22 protein-coding genes, 1 tRNA gene, 1 other RNA gene and 1 pseudogene are annotated in these 23,247 nt (G+C 64.2%); 20 read left to right on the top strand and 5 right to left on the bottom strand.

Annotated elements, in window-relative coordinates; translation table 11 throughout:
• Positions 1-62: 62 nt before the first annotated feature.
• Positions 63-1,283 (bottom strand): acyl-CoA dehydrogenase family protein, encoded by a 1,221-nt coding sequence (locus tag ASH04_RS17690; protein WP_032366333.1) that lies wholly within the window; start codon positions 1,281-1,283, stop codon positions 63-65.
• A gap of 44 nt (positions 1,284-1,327) precedes the next feature.
• Positions 1,328-2,737, bottom strand: a complete 1,410-nt coding sequence (locus ASH04_RS17685; protein WP_057474185.1) for an acyl-CoA dehydrogenase family protein — start codon at positions 2,735-2,737, stop codon at positions 1,328-1,330.
• Between the two features lie 144 nt (positions 2,738-2,881).
• Between ASH04_RS17685 and ASH04_RS17680 the strand changes: the two genes are divergently transcribed.
• Complete coding sequence (locus ASH04_RS17680; RefSeq protein WP_027496568.1) at positions 2,882-3,250, top strand: DUF1304 domain-containing protein; 369 nt, start codon at positions 2,882-2,884, stop codon at positions 3,248-3,250.
• Between the two features lie 45 nt (positions 3,251-3,295).
• On the opposite strand, the gene ASH04_RS17675 is transcribed toward ASH04_RS17680, so the two are convergent.
• Both ASH04_RS17675 and ASH04_RS17670 read right to left on the bottom strand, forming a co-directional pair.
• A complete protein-coding gene (locus tag ASH04_RS17675; RefSeq protein WP_057474130.1) occupies positions 3,296-4,087 on the bottom strand; it encodes an inositol monophosphatase family protein in 792 nt (263 codons plus the stop codon).
• Positions 4,088-4,145: 58 nt separating this feature from the next.
• Positions 4,146-4,637 (bottom strand): beta-class carbonic anhydrase, encoded by a 492-nt coding sequence (locus ASH04_RS17670; RefSeq protein ID WP_057474184.1) that lies wholly within the window; start codon positions 4,635-4,637, stop codon positions 4,146-4,148.
• A gap of 202 nt (positions 4,638-4,839) precedes the next feature.
• Here ASH04_RS17670 and prfB point away from each other — a divergent pair, with 202 nt between their 5' ends.
• The 19 genes and pseudogenes from prfB (at position 4,840) to ASH04_RS17585 (ending at position 22,586) form a co-directional block, all read left to right on the top strand.
• Positions 4,840-5,952, top strand: coding sequence for a peptide chain release factor 2 (gene prfB / locus ASH04_RS17665; protein ID WP_027496571.1), 1,113 nt, complete (start codon positions 4,840-4,842; stop codon positions 5,950-5,952).
• Between the two features lie 3 nt (positions 5,953-5,955).
• On the top strand, positions 5,956-6,855 hold the full coding sequence (locus tag ASH04_RS17660; protein ID WP_027496572.1) for a mechanosensitive ion channel family protein: 900 nt from the start codon (positions 5,956-5,958) through the stop codon (positions 6,853-6,855).
• Positions 6,852-7,301 carry a hypothetical protein gene (locus ASH04_RS17655; RefSeq protein ID WP_027496573.1) on the top strand — a complete coding sequence of 150 codons (450 nt, stop codon included), beginning with the start codon at positions 6,852-6,854 and terminating at the stop codon, positions 7,299-7,301. Before ASH04_RS17660 ends, ASH04_RS17655 begins: the two co-directional genes overlap by 4 nt.
• Before the next feature lie 86 nt (positions 7,302-7,387).
• Positions 7,388-8,077, top strand: a complete 690-nt coding sequence (gene ftsE, locus ASH04_RS17650) for a cell division ATP-binding protein FtsE (RefSeq protein WP_027496574.1) — start codon at positions 7,388-7,390, stop codon at positions 8,075-8,077.
• Positions 8,078-8,143: 66 nt separating this feature from the next.
• Positions 8,144-9,049: a permease-like cell division protein FtsX gene (ftsX, locus tag ASH04_RS17645; RefSeq protein ID WP_057474129.1), complete on the top strand. Its 906-nt coding sequence runs from the start codon at positions 8,144-8,146 to the stop codon at positions 9,047-9,049.
• A gap of 83 nt (positions 9,050-9,132) precedes the next feature.
• Positions 9,133-9,606 (top strand): SsrA-binding protein SmpB, encoded by a 474-nt coding sequence (gene smpB, locus ASH04_RS17640; protein WP_027496576.1) that lies wholly within the window; start codon positions 9,133-9,135, stop codon positions 9,604-9,606.
• An 8-nt stretch (positions 9,607-9,614) separates the two neighbouring features.
• Complete coding sequence (locus ASH04_RS17635; protein WP_082519312.1) at positions 9,615-10,469, top strand: DMT family transporter; 855 nt, start codon at positions 9,615-9,617, stop codon at positions 10,467-10,469.
• Positions 10,470-10,500: 31 nt separating this feature from the next.
• The gene (locus ASH04_RS17630; RefSeq protein WP_057474127.1) at positions 10,501-11,961 is read left to right on the top strand and encodes an SDR family NAD(P)-dependent oxidoreductase; all 1,461 of its coding nucleotides are present in this window, start codon (positions 10,501-10,503) and stop codon (positions 11,959-11,961) included.
• A 65-nt stretch (positions 11,962-12,026) separates the two neighbouring features.
• Positions 12,027-12,397, top strand: a transfer-messenger RNA (tmRNA) gene (gene ssrA / locus ASH04_RS26235).
• Positions 12,398-12,513: 116 nt separating this feature from the next.
• Entirely contained in the window at positions 12,514-13,206 is a 693-nt protein-coding gene (locus ASH04_RS17625) for an alpha/beta hydrolase (protein ID WP_045841885.1), read from the top strand.
• The gene (locus ASH04_RS17620) at positions 13,185-14,471 is read left to right on the top strand and encodes an NAD(P)/FAD-dependent oxidoreductase (protein WP_200937341.1); all 1,287 of its coding nucleotides are present in this window, start codon (positions 13,185-13,187) and stop codon (positions 14,469-14,471) included. Before ASH04_RS17625 ends, ASH04_RS17620 begins: the two co-directional genes overlap by 22 nt.
• A pseudogene (locus ASH04_RS26975) lies at positions 14,399-15,139 on the top strand (DUF1365 domain-containing protein); the annotation flags it as partial. The gene ASH04_RS17620 and the pseudogene ASH04_RS26975, both read left to right, overlap by 73 nt.
• Positions 15,140-15,238: 99 nt before the next feature.
• Complete coding sequence (locus ASH04_RS26970) at positions 15,239-16,540, top strand: SAM-dependent methyltransferase (RefSeq protein WP_057474183.1); 1,302 nt, start codon at positions 15,239-15,241, stop codon at positions 16,538-16,540.
• Positions 16,537-17,862: an SAM-dependent methyltransferase gene (locus ASH04_RS17610; protein WP_057474125.1), complete on the top strand. Its 1,326-nt coding sequence runs from the start codon at positions 16,537-16,539 to the stop codon at positions 17,860-17,862. The genes ASH04_RS26970 and ASH04_RS17610 overlap by 4 nt, the downstream gene beginning before the upstream one ends.
• Positions 17,863-17,918: 56 nt before the next feature.
• Positions 17,919-18,650: a DUF1295 domain-containing protein gene (locus ASH04_RS17605; protein WP_442971202.1), complete on the top strand. Its 732-nt coding sequence runs from the start codon at positions 17,919-17,921 to the stop codon at positions 18,648-18,650.
• A gap of 89 nt (positions 18,651-18,739) precedes the next feature.
• Positions 18,740-20,380 carry a phosphoglucomutase (alpha-D-glucose-1,6-bisphosphate-dependent) gene (pgm, locus tag ASH04_RS17600; RefSeq protein WP_057474123.1) on the top strand — a complete coding sequence of 547 codons (1,641 nt, stop codon included), beginning with the start codon at positions 18,740-18,742 and terminating at the stop codon, positions 20,378-20,380.
• 77 nt (positions 20,381-20,457) lie between these two features.
• A complete protein-coding gene (locus ASH04_RS17595; protein WP_051365365.1) occupies positions 20,458-21,615 on the top strand; it encodes an MFS transporter in 1,158 nt (385 codons plus the stop codon).
• 25 nt (positions 21,616-21,640) lie between these two features.
• Positions 21,641-22,387: a DsbA family protein gene (locus ASH04_RS17590; protein ID WP_057474122.1), complete on the top strand. Its 747-nt coding sequence runs from the start codon at positions 21,641-21,643 to the stop codon at positions 22,385-22,387.
• A gap of 126 nt (positions 22,388-22,513) precedes the next feature.
• Positions 22,514-22,586: transfer RNA gene (locus ASH04_RS17585), tRNA-Ala, on the top strand.
• Between the two features lie 114 nt (positions 22,587-22,700).
• Here ASH04_RS17585 and ASH04_RS17580 read toward each other — a convergent pair.
• A complete protein-coding gene (locus ASH04_RS17580; protein ID WP_027496587.1) occupies positions 22,701-23,045 on the bottom strand; it encodes a histone-like nucleoid-structuring protein Lsr2 in 345 nt (114 codons plus the stop codon).
• Between the last annotated feature and the right edge of the window lie 202 nt (positions 23,046-23,247).

Here is a 23,247-nt window from a genome sequence, read left to right as displayed (position 1 = left end):
CACCGGACGCACAGTCCGGTGCCGCTTGTCGATCATGTGCCGAGTCGATGACGAGCCACTGCTTACTTCAGCTCGGCCGAGGACTTTCCGAGTACGCGACGGGCGACGATCAGCTGCTGGATCTGCTGCGTGCCTTCGAAGATGTCGAGAATCTTGGAGTCACGGCTCCACTTCTCTAGCAGCGGGCGCTCGGAGTAGCCGTAGGTACCGGCCAACTCGACTGCTTTGAGGGTGATGTCCACTGCGGAGCGTCCGGCCTTCGCCTTCGACATCGACGCCTGCAGCGAGTTGGGCTCCTTGTTGTCGGCCATCCATGCCGCGCGCAGTGCGAGCAGGTGCGCGGCTTCCCAGTCTGCTTCGAGTCGCAGGAATTCTGCGGCCGCCGCGTGCTGGTTGTAGGCGGGAGTCTCGTACGAGATGTCGACTCCGGCATCGACCAGGATCGACCGCAACTCTTCGAGCGCGGCACGGGCGACGCCGATCGCCATTCCAGCAACCAGAGGGCGAGTGTTGTCGAACGTCTGCATGACGCCCGCGAAGCCCTTTTCGACGTTGACCTCGGCGGTACCGAGCAGGTTGTCCTTCGGGATGCGGCAATCCTCGAGCAGCAGGGCTGCGGTGTCGGAGGCCTTGATGCCCAGCTTGTGTTCGAGGCGGGCAACCGACAGGCCCGGAGCGTCACGCGGGACGACGAACGACTTGATGGCTGCGCGGCCGAGAGACTTGTCGACCGTTGCCCACACCACGATGTGGGTGGAACGCTCTCCGGCGGTGACGTAGATCTTCTCGCCGTTGAGCACCCACTCGTCGCCGTCGAGGACAGCGGTGGTGGTGACTGCCGCGGAGTCCGAGCCGAAGCTGGGCTCGGTGATGGCCATCGAAGCCCACACCTTGCCGAAGCGCTCGAGCTGCTCGTCGGTGGAGACCGCGGCGATAGCGGAGTTGCCGAGTCCCTGGTACGGGATCGACAGCGTGAGGCCGACGTCGCCCCAGCAGGTCTCGATCACGTTCACCAGAGCGGACATGTTGCCGCCGTTGGAGTTGGCGGTCTTGCTGGGCTTGGCCGACTCGCTGTCCTTCTCACGGCCACCGGCCGCTCCGCCGATTTCGCCACCGGCGTCGGACATGCCTTCGACCATGGACGCCATGGTGTCGAGTTCCACCGGGTACTCGTGCTCGGCGAGGTCGTACTTGCGGGAGATGGGGCGGAAGATCTCGGCAGCGACCTGGTGAGCCTGATTCGCCTGCGCCCGAAGCTTCTTGGGAAGTTCAAGATTGATCATCGTGTGTGTCCTTGGGTGAGTGCCATGGAATTCGGGGCGGCGAGCTAGATGAGAACGATGCCTTCGGCGACGCCGACGGACCGTAGATCGCGGTACCAGCGCTCGACCGGGTGTTCCTTGGTGAAACCGTGTCCACCGAGCAACTGCACACCGTCGGAGCCGATCTGCATGCCCTTCTCGGACGCGAGTCGACGCGCGAGCGCCGATTCACGAGCGAACGACAGGCCCTGCTCGGCTCGCGACGCACCACGCAGCGTGACCAGGCGCATGCCGTCGAGCTCGATCGCGATGTTGGCGACCATGAAGGCCACGGCCTGGCGATTACTGATCGGCTCGCCGAACGCGACGCGCTCGTTGACGTAGGGAATGACGTAGTCGAGTACGGCCTGGCTCGTACCGACGGCCAAGGAAGCCCAGCCCAGACGGGCCAAACCGATGGCGGCGCTGTACTCGGCGGCGCGCTGGTTGGCGTCACCATCACCGAGCAGAGCCGACTCGGGCACTGCCACGTCGGTGAGGATCAGGCGACCCAGGCCCGCGGCGCGCAGACCCATGCTCGGATCCGCTTCGACGACGAGGCCCTTGGAGTCGGACTCGACGATGAAGAAAGTCGGGCGACCTTCGAGTTCCGCCGCGATGACGAACAGCTCCGAGCTGCCGGCCGCGGGTACGAGGCTCTTGACTCCGTTGAGCTTGTATCCGCTGGGCGAGCGCACCGCCTTGGTCTGCAGCGCGTACGGATCGAACAGTGCGCGGGGCTCGTTGACGACCACTGCTGCGTTCGGCACCTTCTCGCCGACGAATGCCGGAAGGTACGTCTTCTGCTGCGCATCCGTTCCCCACTGAGTGAGGGCGACAGCGACACCGCTGGGCGCGAGGATCGGCAGGGCCAGGCCCATATCGCCGTGGGCGAGAGCCTCGGCGACGAGGGAATTGGTGACCGCACCGCGCTCGCTGGCGGCACCGTCGAGTTCCTCGGGAACGTTGATGAGCGTGATGCCGAGTTCGGCCGAGCGACGAACCAGGTCCTCGGGCGAGGAGGCGTTGTGATCAGCCTCGAAGGCGGCCGGCCGGAGGATTTCCTCGGCGAACTCCTTGACCGTTTCGACGATCATGCGCTGCTCGTCGTCGGGCGTCAGGTCGAAGTAGCTCAGGTTCTTCGCGGCACCGTCGTCGAGACGCTTGGGCTTGCCGCCTCCGGTGACCTTGGCGAACGTACGGTTGGCGGCACCGAGAGTCTTGAAACCGGTTTTGGTGCTCTCGTACGTGACGCGGTCGATCGTCTGTCGGAGGTTGTACTTCTCCGCCAGTTCGGACCCGGTGATGGCCGTCAGAACGCGCATGGCGGTTCCGATCGCATCTCTCTTGAACGGGTTGAGGCCAACCGCAGAAGTATCGCGGGGCACCTTGGGGGCCTTCGCGTCGACCACACTGTCTTGCTTGCTCATGATCACCAGTTCCTCGGCGTCGGGCACGGACTTCACAGATCTTACTCCCGAGTAAGATAGCTGTCTACTGCCGAGTAAGTACTGGTGGCGCACAACACCGTGGCGGGTCTTTCGTATCCTGCGTCGTACCGATGTGACAGGCTGTTTCCCGTGCATCCGATAGCTCAGGTCTTCGCCGCCCTCGCCGCGGTACTCCATGTCGCCATCTTCGTCATGGAAAGCGTGCTCTGGTCCAAGCCGGCCGTGTGGGCGAAGTTCGGTGTCGCCAGTCAGAACGACGCAGACATCACCAAACCGATGGCCTTCAATCAGGGGTTCTACAACCTGTTTCTCGGCATCGGCATCGTGGTCGGCCTCATCGTCGGCGGCTCGGCCGGCGACGCGATCGTCTACTTCGCGTGCGCCAGCATCGTCGGCGCGGCTCTGGTGCTCGCCACCGGCGGAGCGAAGTACTTCCGGCCCGCGTTCGTGCAGGGAATCACTCCGCTCCTGGCCTTGGTCCTGGCCGCAGTCCTCTGACTCCGCGCTGTTCTCACCGTCCGTCTCCGGTGAGTGCCGACCGATTCACGCAGCGGGGGAGAGGCGGCCGAGGACGTCCTGGTGCAGCAGCCCGTTCGTGGCTACCGCGCTCCCGCCGTGCGGCCCGACGCGTCCGTCGAGCGAGGTGAACGTCCCGCCCGCCTCGCGCACCAGAACATCGAGTGCCGCCAGATCCCACAGGGAGACCTCCGGCTCGGCGGCGATGTCGAGGGCTCCTTCGGCGAGCAGGCAGTACGAGAAGAAGTCGCCGTAGGCGCGGACTCGCCACACGTCATCGGTCAGTCCGATGAAGCGGTCTCTCGTTCCGAGGTCGGCCCAGCCGGACAGGCTGGAGAAGCTCAGACTCGACGCGGAAAGTGAGTCGACTTTCGACACGTTGATTCGACGGGCGGTTTCGTCGCCGACGCTCGTCCACGATCCCAGCTGGTCGGCGGCCCACCATCGGCGATGCAGCGCCGGGGCGCTGACCACTCCGACTGCGGGGACGCCGTCCTCGAGCAGCGCGATCAGCGTTGCCCACACGGGTACGCCGCGCACGAAGTTCTTGGTGCCGTCGATCGGATCGACGACCCATTGGCGGCCGCTGAACGTAGCCGTGCCACCGAACTCCTCGCCGAGCAGAGCATCGTCGGGACGCTCCGAACCGAGCTGCGCCCGAATCATCGTTTCCACGGCCAGGTCTGCGTCGCTGACCGGTGTGAGATCCGGCTTCGAGTCCACCGTCAGGTCCATGGCGAGGAATCGTCCACGAGTGATGATGTCGGCTTCGTCGGCGAGCCGGAGGGCGAGATGCAGATCGGCAGCGTAGTCGGTCACCGCAGAAGACTATCGCCGCGCACGGGCCTGCTCGTACGCGGCGATACGTGTGGCCGGGCTATTCGGTGACTTCGTTCAACTTTCCGGTGGCAACATCGAAGACGAACCCGCGCAGCGACTCGTGCTTCGTGACGAACGGGCTGAGCTCGATGCGCGCCAAGGACTGCCGAACGTCGCGGTTCAGATCCGGGAACGACTCGGCAGCCCAGTTGGGCTTCAGACCCGTCTCCTCCTGGAGGTCGTTCTTGAACTCGTCGTCGGTGAACGTGAGCATGCCGCAATCGGTGTGGTGGATCAGGATGATCTCCTTGGTGCCGAGCAGCCGCTGGCTGATGGCCAGTGAACGAATCTCGTCGTCGGTGATCACCCCACCCGCATTGCGGATCACGTGTGCTTCCCCGTCTGCCAGGCCGAGAATCCGATAGACGTCGAGCCGGGCATCCATGCACGCGACCACCGCGACGTGCTTCGACGGCGGCAGCGGTAGGGGACCGTCGAACTGGGCGGCGTATGCCTTGTTGTTCTCGAGGTACTGGTCGGTGACGGTCATACGAGACTCCTGTGTCCATCGAATGTCGCTGGCACCGTGCGGCGGCAGTGATGTCGACGTGCGCATATGTCGACGCGTCGAAAGCTAACAGCGGACGCGGTGCCCGAACAGGGTTCGAATCAGCACGGTTCGAACCCCTGGATGAGCATGCGTCTTCGGGGGCGGTCGGGGACGGGTTCGTGTGCCGGTAACCTTGACTCTCGTGCATCCCGACGTTTCTGCAGACCTCGCCGAGCTCGACACCACTCTGTCCACAGTCGAGTCCGTTCTCGACGTGGAGGAGCTGCGGCGACGCATCGACGAGCTGGAACATCAGGCCGCCTCACCCGACCTGTGGAACGACCAGGAACACGCTCAGCAGGTGACCAGTCAGCTCTCCCATGCGCAGGCCGAACTGCGCCGCGTCGAGGAGCTCCGGCAGCGGCTCGAGGACATGCCGGTTCTGTACGAGTTGGCCGAGGGCGAAGAGGGCGAGGCCGCCGCGTCCGCCACCGCCGACGCCGACGCCGAACGCGCCTCGCTCCGAGAGGACATCGCTGCCATGGAAGTTCGAACGCTGCTGTCCGGTGAGTACGACGCCCGCGACGCCCTCGTGAACATTCGCTCCGGTGCCGGCGGAATCGACGCCGCCGACTGGGCGGAAATGCTCATGCGCATGTACATCCGCTGGGCCGAGAAGCACGGGTACGGCGTCGAGGTCTACGACACGTCCTACGCCGAAGAAGCCGGAATCAAGAGCGCGACGTTCGCCGTCAAGGCCCCGTACACCTACGGAACGCTGTCGGTCGAGCAAGGCACGCACCGGCTCGTCCGGATCAGCCCGTTCGACAACCAGGGTCGACGCCAGACGTCGTTCGCGGAGGTCGAGGTGCTTCCGGTCGTCGAGACCACCGACCACATCGAAATCCCCGAGAACGACATTCGGGTCGACGTCTATCGCTCGTCCGGGCCAGGTGGGCAGTCGGTCAACACCACCGACTCCGCCGTCCGGTTGACGCATATTCCAACCGGAATCGTCGTGACCTGCCAGAACGAGAAGTCGCAGCTGCAGAACAAGGTGTCGGCCATGCGCGTGCTGCAGGCCAAGCTGCTCGAGGTCAAGCGCAAGGAAGAGCGGGCCGAGATGGACGCGCTCAAGGGTGACGGCGGCAGCTCCTGGGGCAATCAGATGCGCTCGTACGTGCTGCACCCGTACCAGATGGTCAAAGACTTGCGTACCGAGTACGAGGTCAACAATCCGTCTACTGTTCTCGATGGAGACATCGACGGCTTCCTGGAATCGGGAATTCGCTGGCGAATGCGAGGGGAGCAGTAACCGATGACGGCCTGGCTCAACGTGACGCCCGAGGTCAAGCTCAACGGCCTCGGAATCGTGCTGTACATCCTCGGCGGGCTACTGGCCGCGCGGTTCGTCACGTGGACCGGATCTCGAATCACTGCCCGCATCGACCAGAACTACCAGCACAGCGACGCGCTCGTCCGGTCGGAGGCCGCCAAACACCGTCATGCCCTGGCTCAGGTCATCACCTGGGTGCTGGTCACGCTCATCTACATCCTGGTCACCATCGAGGTGCTGCGCCGGTTCGGCTTCGGGGTCGGTGGACTCGTGGCACCCGCAACTGTCATCGGTGCAGCCCTCGGCTTCGGTGCTCAGCGCGTGGTGCAAGACATCCTGGCCGGCTTCTTCATCATCACCGAGCGCCAGTACGGCTTCGGTGACGTGGTGCAGATCGCCGTCAACGGCTCCGCCGAGGATGCCGAGGGCACCGTCGAGGACGTCACGCTCCGAGTGACACGGGTCCGTAGCGTCGACGGCGAGGTCATCACCGTGCCGAACGGGCAGATCGTCAAGGCGATCAACCTGTCCAAGGATTGGGCTCGCGCCGTCGTCGACGTTCCGGTCCCCAGTACCGCCGATCTGACTCAGGTGAATGCGCTTCTGCGTGCGGTCGGCCGCGATGCGTTCGCAGATTCACACTTGCGTCCGCTCCTACTCGACGAACCGACCGTGATGGGCGTGGAGAGCATCGAGGTGGGGCAGGTCAACGTGCGCTTGGTCGCGCGGACGTTGCCGGGCAAGCAATTCCAGGTGGGACGAGAGCTGCGTGTGAGAGTTGCCGCTGCGCTGCAGCCCGAGGGCATCAACGTTGCCCCCGACGTCAGCACGGCCGGAGTTGCACCGGAATCATCGGGACGAGATCGAACGGAAGACCAGTGAGTACACCCGATACCGGAACCGAACGCTCGCAACGAAACTGGCGGCAGTGGCGCATTCCGGCCAAGATCTACGGCCGCGTCCGAACCTCCACCGTGGCGTTCGGAATCTGCTTCGTGCTCACCGCTCTGCTGTACGGGCAGGTCAGCGCAGATATCGCCGAGAGGAACGGGGAAGCGGTTCAGGGGCCGGTTGCGGTGAGCCCGGACGAGCTCACGCAACCGAGCGAATCGCAGACGTACGTACCGACCCCCTCACGTCTGTCGACCACCACCACACCCAGCACGACCACCGACCCGGAGTCGTCGACGAGCGCCGACGACACCGGTACCCAGTCGACGACGACCACCGCCCCGCCGACCACGACGACTGCCCCGTTCGGCGTGCCCATCCCGCCGGCGATTCAGTCGCTCATCCCGTCCCGGCCTGCACCGACGTCGTCGCGCTGACGCACTCTTTACCGGCTCTCGGGACTCGCCGCGGCACCCGCTCGCTTCCGGCGGTTACCGGCGGGTAAGGACTACACTGGCGACCCGTGATCAGCACCTCGAATGTGTCCAAGTCCTACAAGACCTCGACCAGGCCCGCTCTGGACAAGGTGACGGTCTCCATCGACAAAGGCGAGTTCGTGTTTCTGATCGGGCCCTCGGGTTCGGGCAAGTCGACATTCATGCGCTTGCTGCTCAAGGAAGAGACGCCGACGTCCGGCGATATCCATGTAGCGGACTTTCACGTCAACCGGCTCGCTGCTCGTCGCGTCCCGCGGCTACGACAGAGCATGGGGTGCGTGTTCCAGGACTTCCGACTGCTGCAGCAGAAGACCGTGGTGGAAAACGTCGCGTTCGCGCTCGAGGTGATCGGCAAGCCTCGATCGATGATCAAGCGCACTGTTCCCGAGGTGCTGGATCTGGTGGGACTCGGCGGCAAGTCCGACCGTCTGCCCAACGAGTTGTCCGGTGGTGAGCAGCAGCGTGTGGCGATCGCCAGGGCGTTCGTCAATCGGCCGCTGGTGCTGCTCGCCGACGAGCCGACCGGAAACCTCGATCCGGACACCAGTCAGGACATCATGCTGCTGCTCGAGCGCATCAATCGCACCGGAACCACCGTGCTGATGGCGACCCACGACAATCACATCGTCGATTCCATGCGTCGACGCGTCGTGGAACTGGACAACGGACGAGTCGTTCGTGACGAGGCCCGAGGGGTCTACGGCGTCGGCCGCTGACGCCGACCACCGAACTCGACCGCTCAGACTTCTCGACCGAACGAATCGAAGGGCTCGGATTCCGCGATGCGCGCAAGTTTCATCTTCAGTGAGGTCTTCACCGGGCTTCGCCGCAACATCACCATGACGATCGCCATGATCTTGACGACCGCTATTTCCCTCGGTCTGTTCGGCGGCGGATTGCTCGTGGTGCAGATGGCAGGAAAGACCCAGCAGATCTTCCTCGACCGGGTGGAGGTGCAGATCTTCCTCACCGACGACATCTCTGCCACCGACGCAGACTGTGCCCAGGAGACGTGCGCTACGTTGCGCTCGGATCTCGAGAACACACCCTCCGTGGTCTCGGTGCAGTACCTCAACCGCGAGGACGCGGTGAAGGATGCGACCGAGCGAGTGTTCAAGGACCAACCCGAACTGGCCGAGTTGGTCAGTGCCGACAGTTTCCCGGCCTCGTTCAAGGTGCGTCTGAGCGACCCGGAGCGATTCGGAGTGATCAACGACAACTTCGAGAACCGTCCGGGTGTGCAGAGCGTGCTCAACCAGCGAGACCTGGTGGAACGGTTGTTCAGCGTCCTCAACGGAGTACGCAACGCAGCGTTCGCGATTGCCACCGTGCAGGCGATCGCTGCGATCCTCCTGATCGCCAACATGGTCCAGATCGCTGCGTTCACCAGACGAACCGAGGTCGGAATCATGCGGCTGGTCGGTGCCACCCGGTGGTACACCCAGCTGCCGTTCCTCCTCGAAGCCGTGGTCGCAGCTCTGATCGGTTCGGCGCTGGCGATTGCCGGGCTGTTCACCGCGAAGAACATGTTCATCGACGACGTCCTCTCCGACGTCTATCAAGCCAATATTCTGGCCCGGATATCGAACAGTGACGTGCTGTTGGTCTCGCCGTTCCTGGCACTCGTCGGAGTGGGAATGGCGGCGGTCACCGCCTACATCACATTGCGCCTCTACGTGCGCGAATAAATTCGGTTGCCGATCGGTTCTATGCTGGAGCGGTTGCCGATGAGGCGGCGTCACGCATCGAACGCTCGAGAAAGGGCCCTGCAGTGAGAGAGAAGGGCCGCAAGGCCATTGCGACCAATCGCAAGGCACGGCACAACTACTCCATACTCGACGTCGTCGAGGCCGGAGTCGCGCTCGTCGGCACCGAGGTCAAGAGCCTGCGCGACGGCAAGGCCTCCCTCGTCGACGCCTTCGCGACCGTCGACGACGGCGAGATCTGGCTGCGCGGGCTGCACATCGCGGAATACACACTCGGAAGCTGGACCAACCACGCGCCGCGTCGAAACCGCAAACTTCTTCTCCATCGTCGCGAGATCGACCGCCTGGCCGGGAAGGTCAAGGAGGGAAACCTGACGTTGGTGCCGCTGTCGATGTACTTCTCGGACGGCAAGGTCAAGGTCGAACTGGCGTTGGCCAAGGGCAAGCAGGACTACGACAAGAGGCAGTCGTTGGCCAAGCGCACCGCCGAACGCGAAGTCACTCGTGAGCTCGGGCGTCGAGTGAAGGGCATGCGCTGACCGCTGTCCTGCTCGCTCTGGTAGCTGCCGTGGGCTACGGGGTGAGCGATTTCGTCGGCGGTGTCGCGTCCCGTCGAGTCGCAGCCCTGCGGGTGGTCATCGTGTCCTACCCGCTGTCGCTCGTCATCGTGTTGCTCGTCGCTCCGTTCGTCGGCGGGACCATCGAACTCCCCGCGATGCTGTGGGGCCTGGCGTCGGGTGTGGCGGGCGGCGTCGCCGTGTGGTGGTTCTATCTCGCGCTCGCGGCCGGGCCGATGGCAGTGGTGTCCCCGGTGACGGCTGTGTTGGTCGCCGGGATTCCCGTTCTGGTCGGGTTGTCGATGGGTGAGCGTCCCGGAGTCATCGCCTTCGTGGGCATCGCCATTGCCCTGGTGGCCGTTGTGCTGGTCAGCAGGGAGTCACCGGACGAGGTGACCGGCGAGGTCGCGGGCGGCCGCGACATGAAGTTCACCCGCACCGTGGCCTGGCTGACGGTCGGGTCGGGTGTGACGTTCGCCTTCGCCTTCATCTTCCTGCATCAGATCGGTGACGGCAGTGGGCTGTGGCCCCTCGCGGCGTCCCGCGCATCGGCCACCGCGGTGGTCTGGGCCGTCGCGTTGGCATCGGGGCATTTCGCACCGCCACACGGCAGCGTGCTCAAACTTGCCGCGTTCGTCAGCGTGCTCGACGTGGTCGCCAACGCCGCGATGATCTACGCATACGAGGGCGGTCTGCTGTCGTTGGTGAGCGTCATCGCCTCGCTGTATCCGGCTGCGACGGTGTTGCTGGCGATGGTGATGCTCGGCGAACGGGTCGGCGCACTACAGAAGGTGGGAATGGCGTTGGCGCTCGGGGCAATCGCGATGATCGCGCTCGCGGGTTGAACTTGCCCGCGCACGGGTAATGAACCCGTTTATGACTGCTTCCGGTTCTACCTCCGATGTCCCCACATCCGAGAACGCGTCGTCTCGGCCGCGTGTGCTGGTCACCGGTGCCACGGGATACCTGGGCGGTCGTCTGGCACCGCGCCTGCTCGACGAGGGTTACCGAGTTCGCGTGTTGGCTCGGACCCCGAGCAAGCTCGACAACGTTCCGTGGGCGGCGGACGTCGAGATCGTCCAGGGTGACCTGAGTGATCGGGAGTCACTGAAGGAGGCGCTCAGCGACGTCGACGTCATGTACTACCTGGTGCACTCGATGGGCACCGCGGGCCATTCCGATTTTGCCGACACCGAACGCGACAGCGCAGAGAACGTAGCCACCGTCGCTGCGGATTGCGGCGTCGGCCGCATCGTGTACCTCGGGGGCCTGCATCCGCCGACGGGAGAGCTGTCGCCACACCTGAAGTCACGCGCCGAGGTCGGTCGTATTCTGATCGAGTCGGGTGTCCCGACGATCGTGCTGCAGGCGGGCGTCGTCATCGGGTCCGGTTCGGCCTCGTTCGAGATGATTCGCCACCTGACCAATCGGTTGCCGGTGATGACCACCCCACGGTGGGTACACAACCGAATTCAGCCGATTGCCGTACGCGACGTGCTGCACTACCTCATCGGGGCCGCGAGCGCTCCGGTCACCGAGTCCCGCACGTACGACATCGGCGGGCCGGACGTCATGCAGTACGGCGAGATGATGAACATCTACGCCGACGTGGCCGGTCTGCGCCAGCGTCGCATCATCGTGCTGCCGGTGTTGACGCCTCGCCTGGCCGGTCACTGGATCGGGTTGGTGACGCCGATTCCGCGCGGATTGGCGATGCCGCTCATCGAATCGTTGCAGTACGACGCCGTCGGTCACGAAATGGATATCGACGCCGTCGTTCCACGTCCGGCCGAAGGCTTGACGGGCTACCGAGATTCGGTGCGGCTGGCTCTACGCAAGATCGACGACGGCGAAGTCGAGACACGGTGGACCGACGCCACCGGAACTGCGGCCCCGTCGGATCCGCTTCCCTCCGACCCTGATTGGGCTGGAGAGGTCGTCTACACCGATACCCGGGTGGCCCGAAGCGGCGCGCGTTCGAGCACCATTCGGCCCGCGCTCGAACGATTGGCCGACGCCGAGGTGCTCACCGGTTGGCACCGCGACGCCACGGGGCCGGATGCGTCCGCCTCGGGAACCGAACACACCACCCGGCTGAAGTCGTCGCGACGGCTGCCGGGAGAGGCGTGGTTGGATCTCACGGTCGGTGGCACCGCCAAGCAGCCGACGATCGAACAGCGACTCGTGTTCTTTCCTCGCGGATTGGCCGGGCGAGCCGTGTGGTACGCGTCGTTGCCCGTACGCAGGGCCGTTGCTCGTCGAATGCTGCGCACAGTAGTGGATCGAGTCGAGTCCGACACCGGTGCAGCCGCGGCGCAGGGACCTGCCGGCCGTTAACGGGATGAATATGGCCGATCGACGCGTTACACTGAACAGCCCGGACACGGTGTCCGGGAACATACGGGGCTGAACGGTTTCGACTTTGTATGTTGAGTCAGGGGAAGCGTGTCGGTGCAGGCGAGAGACCACCGTAAGCGTCATCGCAACCTTATAAGCGCCGATTCCAATCAGCGCGACTACGCACTCGCTGCCTAAGTAGCGACTGCGTGTCTGTCAGTCCGGGCTTGCCCTCGGCCCGGGTACTGGCATCAGCTAGAGGGCTCACCGATTCATCCGGCCGCGGGATGATGAGGAACATCAAACAGTGGCTGGGATCGTCATCCTGACTTGTTCGCGAGATCGGGAGATCCAAGTAGAGGCATAGCGGACTGCACACGGAGAAGCCCTGGCAATGCAGCAGAGGACCCGGGTTCGATTCCCGGCAGCTCCACTGTGAAGGCCGGGCCGAGAGACTTTCTCTCGGCCCGGTCTTTTTTTGTGTCGGACACCTCACAAACACTGCTGTCGACCCGGTCCCACCCGGAGGGGGCTCGGTGCCGAATAGAGGGCATGAGCAACCAGCGGACCCCAGTTCTCTACACGGGGAAGCGGCTGTCGTCGCCGTCGATGGTGGTATTGGTTCTGAGCGGTGGCAAGGACGTGAGTCGCGCGCGCAGCAGGCCGTGGCACCTGGCGGGGTTGAGAATGTGGCCCTTCACCTGGACGCTTCGGCGGGCCGGACGCAGCCGCGATATTTCGGTCCAACAACTGCGATATCGGTTCCGCGGCTGGAACGCCCCCGAACGGACGCCGGTAGAGGACGCGCGGTGGGCGCTGCGCCGCATTCGTGACCGCAATCCCGAAGTTCCTGTGGTCGTGGTGGGGCACTCGATGGGTGGGCGCACAGCTGCTGCGCTGATCGACGACCCGTCGATCGCGGGTGTCGTTGCGCTTGCTCCGTGGTGGCCGCAGGGTACGGAGGCCGACGGATTCGACGAGAAGCGCACGCTGCTCGTGGTGCACGGAACTGCAGACCGGTGGACCGACCCGCGAACCTCCCGTCGCGCGACCGAACGCGCAATGGCGAACGGTGCCGACGCCGAATATCTCTCGGTGCCTGGAGGCCATTTCATGTTGCGTGATCCGCGCGTGTGGTCGCGCGTCACTCGTGACTTCGTTCTCCGTATCGCCGACGAGTCAAGAGTGCGAACCGATTCGAGCGAATCCGGTGCGTCGACGGGCTGCAGGGGAGAATCGTCGTGACCCGCCGTGTTGCCGTCGTGGGCAGCGGGGTGGCCGGCCTGACGGCGGCATACGCGCTGTCCAAGAACTCGTCGGTGACGTTGTACGAGGCCGACTCTCGGCTCGGCGGCCATGCGGACACCCACTTCGTGGACGGCCCCGGTGGTCCGGTGGGCGTCGACACCGGGTTCATCGTGCACAACGACCGCACGTATCCGACGCTGCTCCGTCTGTTCGACGAGCTCGACGTGCCGACGCAGGATTCGGACATGAGCATGTCCGTTCGGTGCGACGGCTGCGGGCTCGAATACTCGGGCGGACAGGGAATGCGGGGCATTCTCGCGCAGCGGACCGCGGTCCTGCGGCCTCGCTTCGTCTCGATGCTGCTCGACGTCAAGCGTTTTCATCGTCTGGCGACCCAGCTACTCGAGCGCGAGGACGCCGCGGACACCGAGACGACGCTCGCGCAATTCTTGGAGCAGCACTCGTTCTCCGCATACTTCGAATCCCACTTCATGACACCGTTGGTGTCTGCAGTGTGGTCGTGTGATCCGGCCACCGCGCTCGCCTACCCGGCTCGCTACCTGTTCACTTTTCTTCGCCATCACGGAATGCTCACCGTCACAGGATCTCCCACCTGGCGTACCGTCACCGGCGGGTCGATCGAATACGTTCGTCGGGTTGCGGAGCACATCGACGAGGTATTGCTCGACAATCCGGTACATGCTGTCTACCGGTCCGGGGATTCGGTGCAGATCCGGGACGGCCACGACGACCTGCGCACGTTCGACGCCGCCGTGATCGCAGTCCATCCCGGTGCCGCGCTGAAGATGCTCGCGGAGCCGACTGCGCTCGAACACAGCGTTCTCGGAGCTATGCCGTATTCGGTCAATCACACTGCACTGCACACCGACTCGTCGGTGCTGCCACGAAACATCAGAGCGAGAGCGTCGTGGAACTACCACCTCCCGTCCTGTAACGCCAAACCCGATCGAGTTCTGGTCAGCTACGACCTGACGAGGTTGCAGCGATTGGGTGACAGCGATCGAAGGATGCTGGTCACCCTCGGGGGAGCAGATCGCATCGACCCGAACACGGTGCTCGACGAGATGACCTACGAGCACCCGCAGTACACCCCCGAATCCGTCGCAGCGCAGCGTCGGCTGCCCGAATTGGACACCGATACGGTGTCGTTCGCCGGGGCGTACCACGGGTGGGGATTCCACGAGGACGGTGCGTTGTCCGGAGCGCGCGCCGCGCAACGGGTGGGGGCCTCGTGGCTCTGACGTCGGTTCTGCCGAACACCCGGGCGCACGGGGCGGCGCTGTATCTCACTCGGATCGATCACGTCCGACGAGCACCGATACGAAATACGTTCTCGTACAAGAGCTACAGCTGGTTCGTCGACCTCGACGCACTTCCCGAACTGCCGCGGATCCTGCGGCCACTCGCATCATTCGATTCCCGCGACCACATGGGTGACCCCGGTGCCACCATTCGCCAGAACGTCGATGCCTTCTTGGCAGAGAGCGGAATCGATCTCGGCGGCGGTCGCATCACGATGTTGGCCAGCGCGCGGGTGTTCGGGCACACGTTCAACCCATTGACTGTGTACTGGTGTCACGACCGCGACGGAGACCTCCGCTGCGTGGTGGCCGAGGTGCACAACACCTACGGGGAGCGATACCGGTACCTGTTGGACACCGGTCGTCACGGTGAGGCACGGACTACCAAAGAGTTCTACGTCTCACCGTTCAACGACGTCGACGGCGAGTACTCCATGCAGCTGCCCGAGCCGGACGCCACACTCCGGCTGTCGATCGTCCTCGAACGTCTCGGTCACCCTCCGTTCGTGGCGACCGTCGTCGGCCGTCGCCGCCAGGTGACGACGCGATCGATTCTTCGTACCGCACTCGAGATACCGATGGCACCGCTGCGAGTGAAGATACAGATTCGCTGGCAGGGCATTCGGCTCTGGGCGCGGGGTCTGAAGATCGTGCAGAAACCTGCCCCTCCGGGGGGCGCGGAGAGTTCAGAAGGAAGGAGCTCACAGATGACAACGGTGTCTCGAACCGATTCCGTGTCGCACCCGTCCGGTGCCGGGCCGCGCCCGCTCGTCGATCCTCGGGTCTGGCCCCAGATCGCCCACGTTCCCGGTGGCGTCAAAGTTGCGGTCGCCGCGCCCGTTGCCGACTTTCTCTTCCGTCGTGCGGTCGCGGGATTGCAGGTCCGAGTCGCGATGCCGGACGGCACAGTGCTCGGGGCCGGATCGTCCGACGCACCGTTGATGAACGTCTATCGGCCACACGACTTCGCCGCGCGCGTCGGCGACAGCGGCCTCATCGGATTCGGTGAGGCATACATGGCCGGAGACTGGGATGCCGAGGATCTCACCGCAGTGCTCGAGGTCTTCGCCCGTCGAATGGCGTCGCTGATTCCCGAGCCCTTGCAGCGACTCCGTGGGCTCTACGTCCCGAAACCTCCACGGAGTGAACGCAATACGACGAAGAACACTCGATCCAACATTTCGCGTCACTACGATCTGTCGAACGACCTGTTCGAGCTCTTCCTCGACGAGACCATGACCTACTCGAGTGCGTTGTTCGCCGGATCGGGACCCGACGACAGCATGGAGCTCGCCGACGCCCAGCGCCGAAAGATCGACCGGCTACTCGATCGCGCAGGCATCGGCGAAGGAACCAGGGTCCTCGAGATCGGCACCGGATGGGGCGAGCTGGCCATTCGCGCGGCCGCTCGCGGTGCGACGGTCCGGTCGGTGACACTGTCGGTGGAGCAGCAGGAGCTCGCGCGTAAGCGTTGCGCGGCAGCGGGATACAGCGATCGAGTACAGATCGATCTCCTCGACTACCGGTTGGTGGACGGCCGATACGACGCCATCGTGTCGGTCGAGATGATCGAGGCCGTCGGTCATCAGTACTGGGCAACCTATTTCGAGACGATCGATGCACATCTGGCACCGGGCGGACGCGTGGCGATCCAGGCCATCACCATGCCGCACGACCGGATGCTGGCCACCCGCAATACGTACACGTGGGTGCACAAGTACATCTTTCCCGGCGGGTTCCTGCCGTCGGTGCGGGCCATCGAGGAGGTGACCGAGCAGCACACCTCGCTTCGGGTTCGCGAGCGCCTGTCCATGGGTGATCACTACGCGCGAACCCTGGCCCTGTGGGACAGTCGCTTCCGTCAATACCGCAGCGAGGCACAGGGTCTCGGGTTCGACGAAGTATTCGCGCGAATGTGGCACTTCTACCTCTGCTATTCGGAGGCCGGATTTCGATCCGGGTACCTCGATGTTCAGCAGATCGTGCTCGATCGAAGGGACGACCGATGACCACCTCGACAAGTACCGTGGACCGGACCGATCGCAGCGTCGGTGTTGCACACCGAATTGCCGAGTTGATGGAGCCCCTGGTGGGTGGCCCGCTTCCCGTCCGGCTGCAGGCGTGGGACGGATCCGTTGCCGGCGACGCCCTGGCACCGAAAGTGATGCTGCGGAGCCCCAGCGCTCTTCGTCGATTGCTGTGGAGCCCTGGTGAACTCGGTGCTGCGCAGGCGTACGTCACCGGGGAGTTGGACGTCGACGGCGATCTTGCCGCGGCTCTCGATCATGTCTGGGGTGTGGTCCGTGAGCGTCGGCTCTCGGCAGTACGGCCGGGGCCGGCATCGTTACTGCGGCTGGCGCGGCTGGCCAAGGATCTCGGCGTGTTCGGCCGCCCACTACCGCCACCCGCGTCGCAGGCCTCGGTGAAGGGGCGGCTGCACTCGTTGCTTCGCGACCGCGCTGCGATCAGCCACCATTACGACCTGTCGAACGACTTCTACGAGCTGGTCCTCGATTCGCACATGGCGTACTCGTCGGCCTACTGGACCTCGAATTCGCCGGAATACACCCTCGATGATGCCCAGCGCGACAAGCTCGACCTCGTGTGCCGAAAGATCGGGCTCGACAAACGATCCGGGCAACGGTTCCTCGACGTCGGCTGTGGCTGGGGGTCTCTCAGCCTGCATGCGGCACAGGAATACGGAGCGCAGGTCGTCGGAGTGACCATCTCGCGCGAGCAGAAAGCCTTCATCGACAAACGAATCGCCGACCGAGGTCTGCAGGACAACGTCGAGATCCGAATCCAGGATTATCGGGAGATTCCGGACGGGCCCTTCGACGCGGTGGCGTCGATCGAGATGGGTGAGCATGTGGGGGAGGCCAATTACCCGACCTACGCCGCCGCACTGCATACCAACGTCAAGCCGGGTGGGCGAGTGCTGATCCAGCAGATGTCGCGAAGAGAGGGCGACAACCCCGGCGGCGGGGCATTCATCGAATCGTTCATCGCGCCCGACATGTTCATGCGTCCGGTCGGGCGGACCGTGGCCATGATCGAGGAGGCCGGACTCGAGGTTCGCGACGTCCATGCTCTGCGCGAGCATTACGTGCGGACCGTCGATGTCTGGACGGAGCGCTTCGAGGCGCGGTACGACGACGTGGTGGCCATGGTCGGGGAAGAGGTCGCTCGCGTGTGGCGGCTGTACCTGATCGGCGGGGGAATGGCATTCCGGGACAACAGGATGGGCGTCGACCAGATCTTGTCCGTTCGCCCGGTCGACGGGTCGTCCGGGATGGAACCGGTCCGCCCGGTGTGGGTGTCCGCGCGGTGAACTGGTCCGACTTCCTGACCGTATCGCTGGCGAGTCTCGGCGGCACCGCTGTCCTGATGATCATCACCGCCCTCATCGGTGCGCGGATCGGACGCCACAATGTCGTGGATGTGACGTGGGGTGGCGGCTTCGTTCTGATCGCGCTGATCTCGGCTGCGACCGGAACCGGTGATCTGTGGCGACGACTCCTGCTGGTCGTGCTCGTCGGAGTGTGGGGGCTTCGTCTTGCGCTGCACATGGTGCAGCGCTCACGCGGACACGGTGAGGATCCGCGGTACACCGAGCTGCTGTCCAAGGCCACCGGCAACAGAACCTGGTACGCCCTGCGGAAGATCTATCTGACGCAGGCGGTTGCGCTGTGGTTCGTGTCCCTTCCACTGCAGGTATCCGCCGTCTCACACGGATCGGTTCTACCCGTCGTCGTACTCGGCGTAGTGGTCTGGCTACTCGGATGGACGTTCGAGGCAGTGGGCGACGAGCAATTGAAGGCGTTCAAGGCCGACGCGTCGAACAAGGGCAAGATCATGGACCGAGGTCTGTGGTCCTGGACGCGGCATCCCAATTACTTCGGCGACTCGGCAGTGTGGTGGGGACTGTTCCTCGTCTCGGCGTCGGCGTGGCCTGGGGTGTTCACGATTCTGTCGCCTGTCGCGATGACGTACTTCTTGGTGTTCGCCACCGGGGCTCGGCTGTTGGAACGGAGCATGGAGAAGCGTCCGGGGTATCGCGAATATCAGCAGCGAACCAGCTATTTTCTGCCGCGGCCACCGAAACGGCAGAGCAAGTAGCTCGCGGGTGGGGCAGCGGCGTTAGGGTTGAACGAGAAATTCGGTTCGTCGACCGGATTCGGTTCGTTCGAGGATTGAGGAGGCGCATCGTGGCGCACGAGAGAGCTGGAACCACTGCACTGCCGGAGGATCTGGTCGATCTCTCGCAACTCGTCACGGCGTACTACTCGCGCATTCCGGACGTGTCGGAGCCGAGTCAGCAGGTCGTGTTCGGGACCTCGGGTCATCGAGGTTCGAGCCTGGATTCGGCGTTCAACGAGGCGCACATCGTCGCCACCACGCAGGCCATCGTGGAATATCGTTCTGCGCAAGGCATCACCGGGCCACTGTTCATCGGTCGAGACACCCATGCATTGTCCGAGCCCGCGTGGACGACGGCTCTGGAGGTGTTGGCAGCCAACGACGTCGACGTTCTGGTGGACTCGGGGGATCGCTACACCCCGACGCCCGCCGTCAGTCATGCCATTCTCCGGTACAACGAGTCGGGGCCGACCGCGAAAGCCGACGGCATCGTGGTCACACCGTCCCACAATCCGCCGCGTGACGGCGGGTTCAAGTACAACCCTCCGCACGGTGGACCGGCCGACAGCGATGCGACGTCGGTGATCGCTGCCCGCGCCAACGAGCTTCTCCGCGAGGGCATTACCGGAATCAAGCGCGTGACTCTCGCGCAGGCGTTCGAGGGAAGCGTCTCGCGGTACGACTTCCTCGGCACCTACGTGGACGACCTCCCGAACGTGCTCGATCTCGATGCGATCCGCGCCGCCGGAGTTCGCATCGGTGCGGATCCGCTCGGCGGTGCCAGTGTCGACTACTGGGATGCGATCGCCGAACGACACAACCTCGATCTGACCGTCGTCAATCCATTGGTCGACGGCACGTTCCGCTTCATGACGTTGGACACGGACGGCAAGATCAGAATGGACTGCTCGTCGCCGAACGCGATGGCATCACTGATCGCAGCCCGGGATCGATTCGACATCGCCACGGGCAACGACGCCGACTCCGATCGACACGGCATCGTCACTCCCGACAGTGGTCTGATGAACCCCAATCACTACCTCGCGGTCGCGATCGACTATCTGTTCACCCACCGACCCGGGTGGTCACCGACGGCGGCAGTCGGCAAGACGCTGGTGAGTTCCTCCATGATCGATCGCGTCGTCGCCGGTCTCGGACGAAAGCTGCTCGAGGTCCCGGTCGGGTTCAAGTGGTTCGTGCCGGGGCTGCTCGACGGCGAGCTCGGCTTCGGCGGCGAGGAGAGCGCCGGTGCCTCGTTCCTGCGGCGCGACGGCCGAGTGTGGACCACGGACAAGGACGGAATCATTCTGGCGCTGTTGGCCTCGGAGATCACCGCGGTCACCGGATCGACACCGTCGCAACGCTACGCAGAATTCACAGCCGAGTACGGCGATCCGTCGTACGCCCGCGTCGACGCTCCGGCAACCAGGGAGCAGAAGGCTGTGCTCGCCAAGTTGTCGCCCGACCAGATCACCGCCACCGAATTGGCGGGGGAGCCGATCACCGCGACGCTGACCGAGGCTCCCGGAAACGGGGCCGCACTGGGAGGGCTGAAGGTGACAACGGAGAGCGCCTGGTTCGCAGCTCGTCCGTCGGGAACCGAGGACGTCTACAAGATCTACGCGGAGTCGTTCCAGGGCAAGGAACACCTCGCCGAGGTCCAGGCTGCAGCACGTGAATTGGTCTCGTCCGCTCTCGAGAGCTCGTGACCGACTCACCGACACCCGACCACGACAGCTCGGCCCCCGAGCCGGCATTCCAACCCGGAGGCAAACTCCCACCGGAGATCTGGGTACTGGTCTCGGCAGCGTTCGTCATCGCCCTCGGATTCGGCATCGTCGCGCCTGCCCTGCCGCAGTTCGCTCGAGAATTCGGCGTCGGATACACGGCCGCATCGGCAGTGATCAGTGCCTTCGCTCTCATGCGGTTGCTGTTCGCGCCTGCGAGCGGCGCTCTGGTTCAGCGGCTCGGCGAACGACCCGTCTACCTGATCGGACTGTTGATCGTGGCGGTCTCCACCGGTGCGTGCGCTCTGGCTCAGACGTACTGGCAGCTGCTGGTGTTTCGCGGACTCGGCGGGATCGGGTCGACGATGTTCTCGGTGTCTGCTCTCGGACTGCTGATCAGAATCAGTCCACCTACCAGTAGAGGCCGCATCTCCGGGCTGTACGCGACCGCTTTCTTGCTGGGAACCATCGGTGGTCCGCTCGTCGGCGGCGCGCTCGTCGGTTTCGGTCTGCGGGTGCCGTTCGTCATCTATGCCGTGGCTCTGGTGATCGCCGCTGCCGTCGTGTACTTCACCCTCGGCAATTCCGATCTGGTCAAGCCGGAGAAGGGAACTGCGCCGCCGACGATGTCGTTGCTCGCTGCTCTGCGAATCCCGTCCTATCGGGCCGCCCTGGCGTCGAATTTCGCGAACGGATGGGCCGTGTTCGGTGTCCGGGTGGCGCTGGTGCCGTTGTTCGTCGTCGAGGCAATGCAGCGGTCCGAGGTGTTCGTCGGGATTGCTCTCACGGTGTTCGCAGTGGGTAACGCTCTGGTTCTCACCAGTGCCGGTCGCCTGTCCGACGTACGCGGACGCAAACCGTTCATGCTGGGCGGTTTGGCGGTGTGCGGCCTGGGAACGGTCGTGATGGGCTATGTCCACGATCCGGTGTTGTTCCTCGCGGTGTCGTTGATCGCCGGAATCGGATCGGGCCTGATGAGTCCTGCCCAGCAGGCCTCGGTCGCCGACGTGATCGGCTCCAAGGCGCGTGGAGGACCCGTGCTGGCTGCCTTCCAGATGGCGTCCGACGTGGGCGCTGTGATCGGCCCGATCGTGGCCGGAATGATCGTGGAACGGGTCTCGTTCGGTCCGGCTTTCGCCGTGACGGGCGCACTGCTTCTACTGGCGGGGTTGTGGTGGTCGCGCGTTCCGGACACCCTCGAGCGCGAGCGCAGCTGACGGATACGTCCGTAGTATTCGCTCTGTGAGCGAGAAGAAGACATCCAGCACGAAACACACTCCGCAGGCCTCGTCGAACACCGTGACGTACATTCTGGGCGGTATTGCATTCCTCGTGGTGGTCGCGGTCGTCGTGGTAGCGATCCTGTGGCAGCGAGGCAGCGACGCGCCCCGGAACGACGGGTACGGATCGGTCAAGAATCCCGAGGTCGAATTGTCGTTGCCGGGAGACGGTGTCGTCGTATTGGCTCGTCCGGGCGCGCAGCGCGTCATCGATATCTACGAGGACCCGATGTGCCCATTCTGCAGTGATCTCGAGGTGAAGCACGGCCAGGAATTGGCTCAGAAAATCGACGACGGCGTTGTCTCGGTCAACTACCACCTGATCAATTTCCTCGATGCGAGCTCGGCCTCGGGTGACTATTCGACGCGGGCCGTTGCGGCGTCGCACTGCGTGGCCGCCACCGAGAATGCGCGGGTCTACTCGGCTTTCCACGCCGCGCTGTTCGACCCGGAATTCCAGCCGGAGGAAGGAAGCGACTCCGACCGAACCGATGCCGAGCTGGCGGAGCTGGCAACGTCGAACGGAGCGAGCGATCTTGCGGTGGAGTGCATCGCCACGGGCGCTCAGCGTGACGCAGCGGTGGCGGACGCGACGACCGGTCGGGACGCCTTGGCCGCATCGGGTGCACGCGGAACTCCGGGTGTTCTGGTGGATGGACAGGTGGTCGACGCGCTGGGCGACTCGGAATGGCTGGCTACGGTCGGCTGATCGGGGTCGAGCGCGGGGGCCCGTACCGGAGCATCGAGTACGGGCCGCACCAGCTGATTTGTTGCTGCCGCGAGCGATGGTGTAACTTCGTTCGAGCAACCGCATGAGCGGGAGCACGCAGTACTCGGGGCTATGGCGCAGCTGGTAGCGCACCACACTGGCAGTGTGGGGGTCAGGGGTTCGAGTCCCCTTAGCTCCACCGAGAAAGCAAAAGCGCCGCCCATCGGGCGGCGCTTTTGTTGTGTCTATGGCTTCGGCCACCGAATCGGCGTCTGCAGCGTGAGTCCTGAGACGCCGATTCGGAAGGCAGGAGTCAGTGAGCTGCGTCGAACGCCTGCTCCACTTCGGCGGGTATTCTTCCGCGCGCAGAAATGTTGTGGCCGTTCGCCTTCGCCCATTCTCTGATGGCTTTGGTCTGATTGGCGTCGCGCTTCGCCCCGGTGGCCGGGGAAGTCGACTTCTTCTGTCGCTTTCCACCCACCTTCGTCGAGTGCTCGATGTAATAGTCGAGCTTGCGGTGGAATTCTTTGGCGTTCTTGTCGCTCAGATCGATTTCGTAGCTGACTCCGTTGACCGAATAGGTTATGTGTTCGCCACCGGATTCGATCGGTTTTTCGTCGATGTCATCGACTAGTTGCACATAGACTTTTCTGGCCATGCTGAAGCTCTCCAATGGTGCAGGGAATGATGCGGGGGGATGTCCAGATCGAACTGTGTCGACTATACGGCCGAACAATGTGTATATCCATGCTGGCCGATCGATTGTTACCGGTTTCGCAGCATTGCCACAGAATCTGCAGATGTATTCGTCGAAACCGACGTGGCGCAGGCATTAAGTGTGTGCGCAGTGCGAGGGATAG

Origin of the sequence: Rhodococcus sp. Leaf233, from assembly GCF_001426165.1 — a bacterium.
GTDB classification, from domain to species: domain Bacteria; phylum Actinomycetota; class Actinomycetes; order Mycobacteriales; family Mycobacteriaceae; genus Rhodococcoides; species Rhodococcoides fascians.
Note: the sequence above shows the minus strand (reverse complement) of the source record. Positions and strands in the feature narration are given on the sequence as shown.